Source organism: Alteromonas sp. BMJM2 (genome assembly GCF_027257845.1).
Lineage (GTDB): Bacteria > Pseudomonadota > Gammaproteobacteria > Enterobacterales > Alteromonadaceae > Alteromonas.
The window spans coordinates 31,146-42,595 of sequence record NZ_JAPVOT010000025.1 but is presented as its reverse complement, the minus strand read 5'-3'; the positions used below and the strand labels follow the sequence as shown (position 1 = coordinate 42,595).

Annotated in this window: 11 protein-coding genes; 5 read left to right on the top strand and 6 right to left on the bottom strand. The window is 44.7% G+C overall.

Translation table 11 applies throughout. From position 1 onward, the window contains the following. Positions 1–122: 122 nt before the first annotated feature. From O9X84_RS17735 to O9X84_RS17720, 4 genes are all read right to left on the bottom strand, one after another. On the bottom strand, positions 123–626 hold the full coding sequence (locus tag O9X84_RS17735; RefSeq protein ID WP_269521012.1) for a hypothetical protein: 504 nt from the start codon (positions 624–626) through the stop codon (positions 123–125). A 547-nt stretch (positions 627–1,173) separates the two neighbouring features. Beyond that, positions 1,174–1,446: a hypothetical protein gene (locus O9X84_RS17730; protein WP_025256685.1), complete on the bottom strand. Its 273-nt coding sequence runs from the start codon at positions 1,444–1,446 to the stop codon at positions 1,174–1,176. A 113-nt stretch (positions 1,447–1,559) separates the two neighbouring features. Next, positions 1,560–2,000: a hypothetical protein gene (locus O9X84_RS17725; protein WP_269521011.1), complete on the bottom strand. Its 441-nt coding sequence runs from the start codon at positions 1,998–2,000 to the stop codon at positions 1,560–1,562. Between the two features lie 280 nt (positions 2,001–2,280). After that, positions 2,281–3,249 carry a Gfo/Idh/MocA family protein gene (locus tag O9X84_RS17720; protein ID WP_269521010.1) on the bottom strand — a complete coding sequence of 323 codons (969 nt, stop codon included), beginning with the start codon at positions 3,247–3,249 and terminating at the stop codon, positions 2,281–2,283. 581 nt (positions 3,250–3,830) lie between these two features. Between O9X84_RS17720 and O9X84_RS17715 the strand changes: the two genes are divergently transcribed. Genes O9X84_RS17715 through O9X84_RS17705 form a run of 3 tightly spaced genes read left to right on the top strand, consistent with a single transcriptional unit; the run spans position 3,831 to position 5,921 of the window. After that, a complete protein-coding gene (locus O9X84_RS17715; RefSeq protein ID WP_442864559.1) occupies positions 3,831–4,418 on the top strand; it encodes a FlgO family outer membrane protein in 588 nt (195 codons plus the stop codon). Positions 4,419–4,422: 4 nt separating this feature from the next. Next, the gene (locus O9X84_RS17710; protein WP_269521008.1) at positions 4,423–5,187 is read left to right on the top strand and encodes a FlgO family outer membrane protein; all 765 of its coding nucleotides are present in this window, start codon (positions 4,423–4,425) and stop codon (positions 5,185–5,187) included. Further along, a complete protein-coding gene (locus O9X84_RS17705; RefSeq protein WP_269521007.1) occupies positions 5,187–5,921 on the top strand; it encodes a FlgO family outer membrane protein in 735 nt (244 codons plus the stop codon). The genes O9X84_RS17710 and O9X84_RS17705 overlap by 1 nt, the downstream gene beginning before the upstream one ends. 2 nt (positions 5,922–5,923) lie before the next feature. On the opposite strand, the gene mnmC is transcribed toward O9X84_RS17705, so the two are convergent. After that, the gene (gene mnmC, locus O9X84_RS17700; RefSeq protein ID WP_269521006.1) at positions 5,924–8,092 is read right to left on the bottom strand and encodes an FAD-dependent 5-carboxymethylaminomethyl-2-thiouridine(34) oxidoreductase MnmC; all 2,169 of its coding nucleotides are present in this window, start codon (positions 8,090–8,092) and stop codon (positions 5,924–5,926) included. A 440-nt stretch (positions 8,093–8,532) separates the two neighbouring features. Between mnmC and fabB the strand changes: the two genes are divergently transcribed. Next, positions 8,533–9,747, top strand: a complete 1,215-nt coding sequence (gene fabB, locus O9X84_RS17695) for a beta-ketoacyl-ACP synthase I (protein ID WP_269521005.1) — start codon at positions 8,533–8,535, stop codon at positions 9,745–9,747. Positions 9,748–9,899: 152 nt separating this feature from the next. On the opposite strand, the gene O9X84_RS17690 is transcribed toward fabB, so the two are convergent. Continuing rightward, complete coding sequence (locus tag O9X84_RS17690; protein WP_269521004.1) at positions 9,900–10,589, bottom strand: Crp/Fnr family transcriptional regulator; 690 nt, start codon at positions 10,587–10,589, stop codon at positions 9,900–9,902. 94 nt (positions 10,590–10,683) lie between these two features. Here O9X84_RS17690 and O9X84_RS17685 point away from each other — a divergent pair, with 94 nt between their 5' ends. Further along, a complete protein-coding gene (locus tag O9X84_RS17685; protein ID WP_269521003.1) occupies positions 10,684–11,439 on the top strand; it encodes a class II aldolase/adducin family protein in 756 nt (251 codons plus the stop codon). Positions 11,440–11,450: the final 11 nt, after the last annotated feature.

Here is an 11,450-nt window from a genome sequence, read left to right as displayed (position 1 = left end):
ATTTGCCTAACATCAACCATGACAGACGAAGTAAACGAGTTCTAAAAAGGCAACGGTATTGATCTTGAAATAGCGGTCAAAGGGCTATCTTTTTTCATTGACAGCCCGGAGGCTCATATGTGTTATATGCCATTGCTGAACTTTACCTTTTCTGCCAATAAAGGTGACCAAGGAATAAATAAAGGGTGATCATCTTTACTATCTTCAATTTCTAATTTGGCTACTTCGTGGCCCAAACATGTAAGTATTTCTATATCGATTATTTTTTCCAACTCGACTGACCTAAAATGTCTAGACCGCCCAAACAACAAATTGTCCCCTTCGATTCTAGCAGAGCATGACAAAAACTTGTTTGCAAAAGGAACTGCGCCAATTGCATATTCTGACTGATAGAAGTATGAATTTTTGATGCTTTTCCCGAAACTATCTAAGAATTTTGAATGGTGTCGCCTATAGCGATAGATTTTAAAAAAGAATATAACAGCAATAGCTAAAAGAGAAAGAAAAGCTGATAACCAGAGGTTTAGGCCATATAGCATTGAGACAACTAGCACACAAAAAGCAGGTAACACGAAAAGAGCAACTGATTGAGCGACTCTCTGGTGTTTGGGAAAATTTATGTCCATTACATCCTTATGGCATATAACTTTAAGCTAAGGGGCGCTAGCGCGTGGGCTAAAATCCGAACGAAGTGAGTCAGCCCGCGTGTTAGCGTCCCAGCGACCGAAGGGAGTGAACTTGAGCGCTTTGTTAGAAGCAGAGCCTGTTCCCTTGGCATTTTTAAAAACTAATAAAGCCAGCATACGATTGATTATTAACACAAACAAGTAAAACGACGGTGCGGTGATGTTTTTGATTTGACTGAAGCAAGCTGCCCTATGAATTACCAAGTGCAATGGCGCTTGCTGACTGAAAATAAGAACTTGGCGATAAAGCGCCTATTGCGCAACCTGTGAAGTTGAAGCGGCGAAGTTAAAACCACCAAAAGCCAGAGCGATTTTTGAAACAGCAGGTGAGGGCGGTTGAACTGTTATTTGTATTAAGCCAAACGTAGTTTAGGCTGACGCCTTCTAACACCCCAAGAAGGGGCAATTACACGTGGGCTATAATACGGAACGAAGTGACGGGAGCCCACGTGTTATTGTCCCGCTTACTTGGTTTGTTATGTTTCATTTACTCTGTATCTGGGTACTCTGATAAAAATAACTCAATACCTAGCTTTGCCATTATTTCCATAGATTTTGTGCTCAAAACGGCACCTCCTCCGCATGCATCTTTTCGAATATCAAATCCCACATCCGCAACATACTTACCAGTTGGTAACGTGTGCTGGTTTTCTATGAGCCACGTCTCCAAATCATCTATTTGAGTTGGAAGTTCCCAGGAATCATCACTTAGCCAAGCAACCCTCTCTGAATTATCACTGTTGTAAATATTTACTGGCAAAAATTACCTCTAGGAAACTTTTCAATAACGGGCGCAGGCACGTAGGGCATAATGGCGAAGCCGCCCTGCGTGTATGCGTCCCAGCGAACGAAGTGAGTGGGTTTATTGTGTTGTTAGCTGCCGGCGATTTCAAAATAGACTCTTGGTAGGTTTGAACCCCAAGATTGATTTTCGAAAGCCATCATTTTTTCGAAATCGAAACCTGAGATTACAAATTCCTCGTTACTTTTCCAAGTAATCTGATAGCTTACTTGGTCCGGCCTACCTTTTAACCTTATTAATTGACCAGTCTCATTAATTGTAAAAGGTGACAAGGATCTATTTTTTACGCGCTCAACGTATATCTGAGTTGATGGAGTACTAAAACCGCCACAACCCGCCAGTAACACGTATGCTCGATATTCTCCGTTGGGCGAATACAACTCTTCAACTTCGTCCCAAGAACATGCAGTGGCCATTAACATGCCAATTGAAGTTGCTCCTATATACAGAACTGCGCACAACCAAAATATGGCAGCGCCTGAATGCCATAAAAATTTCAAAAATCTTTTCATGCCAAATTCCCTTAAGGCAGCTAACATAACAATTTAATGTACGGAAAAAATCTTTTATGCAAGGTGGAAAATTTCCGTATATCACCAAAATAATCCCACTACCTTCGCACATAACTGCATTTGTATCAACATCCTACGCTTTCTTATAAATCGTTCAGGGGCGAAAAGCGGAAAATGTCCTTTTTATTTTTCGTCTGAATCAAATTTGCAGTTACTGTGTTTGTATACAGTTATATTGTTTGTCTAAGAAGGCTTAAATTTCTCGTATCGTGTTTTGTCGCTAACGCTTAATATTTTCGCTAACACCGCGCAAACGCTTTTGAAACCTACGCGATACGGAGAAGGGCATCACATCAGATTCGTGGGTTTTACTTAAAATGTGCTCACAGGCGTGGGTTATTTCAAACTCAAACCCGCTGCCTTTGCGTTCATCCGAAAAATGCGCTTCTTCCTCTAATCCTTTATAGAGTATGCATTCTGTTGCCTTCCAAAAGTCCGGTATCTTTATGGTTCCTTCAGTGCCAATAAGAAGCGCGTCATTTCCTAAGTTGCTTTTAAAACTGCTGTGTAGCACCGACACAACTTCGTTATATCGATACATCCAAAGTACATCGTTGTCAGCGCCATTTGGTGCTACATCGCTGTTTAGTACCACACAGGGCGCATCATCTGTATTAAAAAGCGCATCTAAAGCAATAGGGTATATCCCCATATCTAGCAAGCACCCGCCTCCTAACTCACGGGCATACTCTCGACTTGTAGCAGAGTAGGGCATGGTAAATCCAAAGCTAGCTTTAACGTGAAGCAGTTTGCCTATTCGGCCGGCGTTAACCCACGCTAGCGCCTCATTAATTGCTGGTAAGAAGTAGGTCCACATGGCCTCCATGAAAAACCGATCTTCTGTTTTCGCCACGCTTATAATACGCTCTAACTCTTCCGGTGACGTCGTAGCAGGCTTTTCACATAACACATGTTTGCCCGCCTTAAGTGCGGCTATCGCATTGTCTGCATGAAGGGTATGAGGGGTGGCAATGTATATGGCATCAATATGTGGGTCGTTGAGTAAATCTTCATAACTGCCGTACGCATGAGGTATACCGTGCGCTGCTGCAAATTCTTGCGCGCTATCGAGGTGCCGAGAGCCTACTGCCACTAACTTGGCGCTTTCACAGTGCGCAATGTCTTTTGCAAATGTATGGGCAATTCTCGCTGTTGATAATATTCCCCAGTTAACCGTTGTTTTCGACATTCGTTAAACCCTTTATTGCCTGTATAAGCGTTGAAATTCTACTAGCGATAGAATTCGCTTTGCGTTGGCACTATAACAACATGCTTGCTCGCTATTGCCAATACAATACTAACGCAATGTGCTTTATGAGATGTTTTTTTAAGAAGCTTTTATCAAGAAGCGTTGTTAAGAAGCTTTGTGATCAAGTTTTGCTAAGAGACTGTGTAATTCTATTTTGACTTTGCGTCTTTTAGGCGGCAAATATCTTCCGCTAACCAGTTCCTTTTTCTCCGCTTTTTCTGTTCACTTCGATGTCGCTTGGCGAATTGTCATTACCATGGCCGCCCTTTATCCCACTCACTCCATGTCATTTGTACCAATTCACATCAACAAAAAGCGTAAAAACCTTGGTGTAAAAATTGCTATACAACGTTAATAGTAGGGTATTACGTACTGATTTAGTCCATCCTCGCCGCTTTTTTGACGGGCAGGTTGATAACACTAAAACCTGGCGTTATTCGAAACCGCGCTTTATTTGGAAACGTATTATGTTTAAACCGCTTAACATCAAGGCATACAGAAGTGCTGCGCAAGTTGTTGCAATGAGTGCTGCAATAGCCGTTGCCGTAACGGGGTGCTCATCGTCAAGTAACGACAATGCACAGAGAATTCAGTCAGACCCCTCCATTTCTGCGTTAGGCAATGTGGAATATTACACATACATGCTGGCCAACGAGCTGTTTTCAGATGTGCGCACACCCCGCCAATCTCGCTATGCAGTTGTTGGTTTCGTTCCGGTCGATACAATGAAATATAACGCTGAACACCAACACCCTCTCATGTTGCTCGGCCATCAGCTCGAACAGGGAATGATAACAGAGGCCACAAAAAGAGGCTTTTCTACTCAAGAATTTAAGTTATCGAACGATATAATTGTTAGTGAAGAAAGCGATAGGATCCTGACACGGGATATCGAAAACCTCTCGGGTATTGAACGGGTCGATTTTTACATCACCGGTACTATGGTGTACCAAGAGTCTGGCGCCATGGTAAACGCCCGCGTTATTGATGCCCGAAATAAAGATATTGTTGCTGCTGCTACACGCTTCTTTCCTGCGGAAATTTTTTGGCAAAAAGAGCAAGTCACAACCCGCAATGGAAAGCTGTACAGAACTGAAGGTGTAAGGTAAGCCCATGAAAAAATTTAATAGCTCGGTAGCCTATATTCTATCCGCATCATTTTTAAGCCTTAGTGGCTGTTCTATGATGATGGGCGATGAAGAAGTAGCAGAACAGGTACCTGCGCGTCCAGCAATGAATGTTATAGATATTACAGCTGAAGATCGCGCGCCTGCAATGCCTCGCAAAGCTGATGACGAGACACAAGAGCAGGGGATGGATGCCTATGGCGCCATTGGTCAGCCGCCACTGTATTCAAGTGTACAGGGTGCATATAAAGGCCGCCCGTTAACTAAACATATTGGCGATTACGTAAAGAATATGACGCAAGATCTCATTGCCAATATGGAATACGTAAACAACAAAACGGCCATTGGCGTTACACACTTTGCGTTATTAGACACAGACCTTCAGCAAACGGATTTACTAGGCCGACAAATGGCTGAGTCGTTTGTGCATGAGCTGCATAAGTTTCGCGTGCCGGTTATCGATTTTAAAGCTACTGAGTATATTCGCATTACCGAGGGTGGCGACTTTGTATTAAGCCGCGATTATCTCGAACTTAGCAGTAGCCTGCCTATTGAGTATGTATTAACGGGCACCATGACTAAGCATCAAGGCGGTGTATTAGTTAATGCTCGCATCTTAGGAATGGAGTCTCGCGCAGTAGTAGCTAGCGCACAAATGCTTGTGCCATTTTACGTGGTCGATGCTCTTATACCCAGCGATGGTAGCGAGAGCAGCACCATGCGGGATGGCGTAAAGTTAAGCCGAGGCTAATGATGAAACTAACAGCGTTTTTTTCTATTGCAGCTGTATCAAGCGTTTTAACACTAACGGGGTGCTCAAGCACGGAATCAATCGGTTCGTTTTGGTTAGGCGAAGACGGTGAAATTACCCATGATGCAGAGCCTGTTTCGGTACCAAGTCGCTCTGGTCTGGTTTACACCCCAGACTCTAGAGACAGAGAGTATCAGCAACATGTTGCGGTAAACCCTGGGTATAAAGACCCTATTCATTCAGGTTTTTTTCCTGCTAAAACCCACAAAGCATTAAACGATTACGCGTCGCAGTTGGCGATGGAGCTAATGGGCAACGCCACAAAACTCACTCAGCAGCACACTGTGGGTATTGCGAGTTTTGTACGTTTAAATGCGGGGCTAAGCGACAGTACAGTGCTGGGCAACCAATTATCTGAATACTTGATCACTGAACTGCAAGACTTTGGCTTAGCCATCGTCGATTTTAAATTGACTGATGGCATAACAGTGACGCCGCAGGGCGACTTTGTGATGTCGCGTAGCGGTAAGCGTTTGGCCAAAAGCGTTGAGATGGACCATGTAGTAACGGGCACCATCATTGAAGACGATAGAGGCGTTAGAGTGAATGCCAGGATCGTTTCACTGCAAAACAAGCAAATTGTTGCCAGCGCAAATGTGTATATCCCAGCGTTTATCGTAATGGATCTGAATAAGATGGCGCGTGTTGAAGCGCCATCATTCATCAATGAGTAAATTTAGAACTCGCCGCGCACGGCCTCACGCACCATAAAGCGTGAGGTGTTAACCGCATTAAGTAAATCGTTGTTCAGCGGTAGTGGCTCTCTTAACAATGTGCTTGCCAATACTTCGGCTAAAAGTGGGGCAGTAGTGAGGCCTCTTGAGCCTAAGCAACTTAATGTAGACACATTGCTCTGCGGTAACGTACTCACCTGTTGAAAGGGTTTTCCTACGCCTAAATCGGCATACTCTTGTTTTAGCGTTTTAAAATTATGCAGTGCGCCAACCACAGGTTGATGATCTGGCGAGCCAAGTCGCGTCGCCGCTCTCGCCGTACCGTCATGCTTTAGTTGGCTCACTATATCTGTGTTCGCAAGAGCCTGTTCATGAGTAGCGAGGTTTTGCTCGCTTTCTTCTTCGCGAGGCTCAACGGCCAAATCATTTTTCACATAGGTAGAGCCCAGTGCATGGCGTCCTTCCATAGCAGGGGTCATATACCCTTTGTGGCAAAGCACTGTTTTTAATGCGTCAATAGGTTGTTGTGATGCAATGGCTTCAACCTGTCCTCGCACAGGCCGCAAAGGAAGACTATCGAATGCATCTGTGCCCACGGCTCCCGCGCCTAATGCAAGCACCACATGATCTGCCTTTATGCTCTTACCATGCGTAAATTCAACGTCTCCATCGCTAGTATGAGACACATAACAATGGTTGGGTTTAAGCGTTAGCTTTCCTGTTGTCTTGGCCAAATCGATAATATCGCTAACAAGTTGCGGGGGCGACAACCATCCGCCTTTGGGAATAAACAAACCTTCATAGGGTAAATCAACCCCAGCAATACGGCGTACTTCTTCACTGTCTACGTGCCTAATAAGCTCTGAAGGCCACACGTCGTCGTTCACCAATTTCGCTTGTCGTACACCCACTTTGTCATTAAATCGAAGCTGAATAACGCCACAAAAATCGTATTTATTCTCTTCTTTTGTGGGCTTTTTATCGTTTGCTTTAGTGATAGTTTCGGTACTGGTTTGCAATTGAATATTGCTGTTAACGCTGTCGTAATAATCTCTTGCATATAAAAAGCAGTGGGCCTGCAAACGACTGGCGATACTCGCTTCACTATGAAGCTGAGGGTAGAAGCCACCCTGAGGATTACCCGAAGCGCCTTGTGCTAGACTATCGCCGTCAAAGCAAAGCGTTACGCGAATATCGCGCTTAGTTAGTGCCAAACACATTGTTGCAGCCGCAAGGCCAGAACCCACCACAACAACATGGCTATCTTCTTTGAGGGGGGCATTGCTGTAACGATAATAAGGCCCCTCTGGCAGTCGCCATTTCTGAGAAGGCTTTTTTTGTGTGGCTTTAGGTACAGACTGAGTAGAATATTGGCGCTCTGGCTCAGGTGATGGCTGCACCACCGTTTCTAAATTGATGTTCTCATTTTCACTTGCCGATGTAAGTTGAAAATAACCGGTAAGCATATCTCGTTTGCGACCAAATCCTGCGCGTTTGTTTATCACAAATCCAACATTGGCCAACCCACGCTTTACAATACCCGCCGCCGTAAAGGTACCAAATGTGGTGTCATTTTTTGACAGCCTAGCCATTTGTGAAAACAAGGCATCGGTCCACATGTCAGGGTTTTTACTTGGCGCAAACCCATCTAAAAACCATGCATCTACAAGCCCTTCTTCTGGTGAATGCCATTGCCCAAGTAACTGATGCACATCGCCTATCCACAAGTCTAGGGTGGTATCAAATGCAGTAAAATGCAGCCGATGGCACCCGTCAAGCCCCATCGGATATAGCGCTATTAATGCCTCTGTTTCGGCCCGTAGCGACGGAAACGTTGATAACGCACGCTGAATATCGGCCTTTGGTAGTGGGTACTTTTCGGTAGTGATAAAAAACAACCGCTTGAGAGGGTGGTGAGGGTTTGCCTGTCTAAACTGCTTAAATTCATGCATGGCTACCAAGAAGTTTAAACCAGTACCAAAACCGGTTTCAGCAATAGTAAAGTGTGGTTTATCCCATAACGCCCAGCGCTGATGAAGGTCATTACCTTTTATAAAAACATGCTGGGTTTCATTAATGCCACTGTCGTTAGAAAAATAAACGTCATCAAAATGATCGGCAATGGGTATGCCGTTTTCATTAAAATGTACTTGCGCATGTTTAGACTTCACTACTTATCTAACCTCTTCTTAAGCTATGTATTTCGTTGTGTTTCTGCGTGTCATAATGGCGTCACTTGCCTGAACTATATTCTACAAGGCCTCAAAAAACTTTACCGTAAAAGTTTTTAATTTATCTAAAGCGCGTTAGCCATTGCCTAACAAATTGTGATGTGCAGCGTGTATAAAAGCGTTAATGAAAGCTTTTTCATTTTCTTACAGCGTTGAGGCAGTGCGATATTCTAAGCCGAAGTTTCATGCTACCTTAAGTACAAGCTGTTTACACAGCGACAGCGTTACCGATAGAAGTAACGCATTAACAATCAAGGTGCGGGGATTGGATTTAACCGTTACAGGTGTTCATAAAAAAGGGTTTTGCGTTGAAGTGCAAAGCAGACCACTTTATTCCGTAAAATCGTTAACATATGCCGCATCAACGCAAAGGGTAAACTATGAGAAGAGCAGTTATCACCGGTCTCGGTATTGTATCGAGCATCGGCGTAAATAAAGAGGACGTACTTGCATCACTAAAAGCAGGTAAGTCTGGGATCACATTTTCAGAGCAGTTCGCCGAGATGGGCCTGCGCAGTCAGGTGTGGGGTAATCTTGATATTGACTTAAAAGAGCACATCGACCGCAAAGCCATGCGCTTTATGGGTGATGCGGCTGCATACGCTTATGTTGCCATGCAGCAGGCTATTGCAGATTCTGGCCTTGAAGAAAGTGATATTTCAAATGATCGCACAGGTATTATTGCCGGCTCTGGCGGTGCGTCTTCTGAAAACCAAGTGCTATCTGCTGATATTCTTCGCGAAAAAGGGGTTAAACGCGTAGGGCCATATATGGTTCCACGATGCATGGCGTCTACGGTGTCTGCATGTTTAGCCACACCGTTTAAAATTCGCGGTGTTAACTATTCAATCGCATCAGCCTGTGCCACAAGTGCACACTGTATTGGTAACGCACTAGAGCTTATTCAGCTTGGTAAACAAGATGTAGTGTTTGCCGGTGGCGGTGAAGAGCTTCATTGGTCGCTCTCAAGTCAGTTCGACGCTATGGGCGCACTAAGCTCAAAGTACAACGACAACCCATCGGTAGCCTCTCGTACCTATGATGCAGCACGAGATGGCTTTGTTAGCTCTGGTGGCGGCGGTATGGTTGTTGTTGAAGAGCTTGCGCACGCTCTCGCTCGTGGCGCGACAATTTACGGCGAAGTAACCGGTTACGGCGCTACCTCAGACGGCTTCGACATGGTCGCTCCTTCAGGTGAAGGCGCTATTCGCTGTATGAAAATGGCGATGCAAAACGTAGACGGTCCAATTGACTACCTAAACACTCACGGCACATCAACGCCTGTTGGTGATGTAAAAGAGTTAGCGGCTATTCAGGAAGTGTTTGGCTCATCGGGCGTGCCCATCAGTGCAACGAAATCTCTCACTGGCCATGCGCTAGGTGCTGCTGGTGTCAACGAAGCTATTTACAGTTTGCTTATGATGCAAAACAATTTCATCGCACCGTCAATCAATATCGACACGCTAGATGACGCAGCCAAAGGCCTTGATATTGTTACTGAGGCAAGAGACGCTCAGCTAAATACGGTTATGTCTAACAGCTTCGGCTTTGGCGGCACAAATGCTACCTTAGTTATGCAGCGCTACAACCGCTAAAACGGTTTGTGCTTTTAATAAAAGCAATGTTGTAGTTCAGACGGCCTAATAAAAATCCCCCAACGAGCTTAATCGTTCTTGGGGGATTTTTTTATGCACTATTTTTCATGCCCCATTTTTTATGTACCATAAATAACCCCGTTATTTTGCGGCTACCTAAATCTGTAGTCGTGAAACAGTTTGTCGGGGTTGGGAATAGTTATCTTACCGTAGTGTAATAAAACGAGGCCTTCTTGCTGCAGCTCACCTAACAGCCGATTCACGGTTTGTCGACAGCTATTTATCATTTGCGCCAGTGACTCTTGAGATAGTGTTAATGTAATGGCGCTGTTTTCAGGCACGTGCTGCCCGTAGCTAGTAGTCAACATTAGAAGCCGCTTTACCAATTGATGCTTCAAACTCAACCCTGTACTTGAATCGATAAACTGAAACGCGCTTCGAACTCTTGCGCAAAGTAGCCTAGCGAAATAAGGGTACAGTTCTGGAAATTTTTTCAGCAGTTCGTTAAACGCATTTTTAGGGATAACGGCAATAGTACTGTCGGTTTCGCAGAAATTATCGTGGGTGCGTGGAAGGTTGTCGAACATAGATATTTCTCCAAACCACGTCCCCGGGCCTAATAGTGCAAATAGCATCTCGCTGCCATCCACACCAATCGTGGTTACGCGAAGTCGTCCTTCACATATTCCGTAAAAACCAACGCCGTCCTCGCCTTTCGCATGAAGCTGTTGACCCGCTTTGAAGTGCTTAAGTCGCGTTTTGCCCAATAGCTCGCTTTGTAAAAGTGCGGGTAGCGACGAAAACCAAGAAGAGCTTGTTAGTACAGGTTTGAAATGTTCCATTTAACAAAATTATTACAATGTCGTTGTAACGACAGTTTATACCGGTTTTCAGGGGTAAGGTAGCAAAAAATTACAACACTATTTGAGGTGAGTTATGAGTGAATCTGTAAAGTCTCAGGTGAGCGAAGAAGAGTGGCAGACCCGTGTAGATTTAGCCGCATGTTATCGAGCTGTGGCCATGTATGGCTGGGACGACCTTATTTTTACTCACATATCTGCACGTGTGCCCGGACCAGAGCATCATTTTCTTATTAATCCATATGGAATGATGTTCGACGAGGTAACGGCATCTAGCTTGGTAAAAGTCGATCTGCACGGCAATAAAGTGATGGACAGTGAGTACGACATTAATCCTGCAGGGTTTACCATTCACAGTGCAGTGCACGAAGCCCGCGATGATGCAAAGTGCGTCATGCACCTTCACACTACAGAGGGCGTTGCAGTATCAGTACTCGAAGACGGGCTTCAGGCCTATTCACAGCAATCGCTATTTCCGCTGGCGTCGCTGTCTTATCATTCCTATGAAGGCGTTGCCTTAAACCCCGATGAAAAAGCACGCTTAGTAAGAGATTTGGGCGATACCCAATTTATGATTTTGCGCAATCATGGTTTGCTAACCTGTGCAGATACCATCGCAGACGCATTCCTATTTATGTTTATTATGCAGCGAGCCTGCGAAATTCAGTTAAAAGCCCAGGCCACAGGCCAAAAGCTTATTCCTATCCACTCTGCAATACTGCAGGGGATTAAAGCTCAGGCAGCCCAAGTCACAAAACAGGCTGGTGGTTCGTTGGCATGGCCTGGTATAAAGCGCAGAGTAGAAAGACGTTTCCCAGGCTTTGACGCCTAAATAAAGAAGCA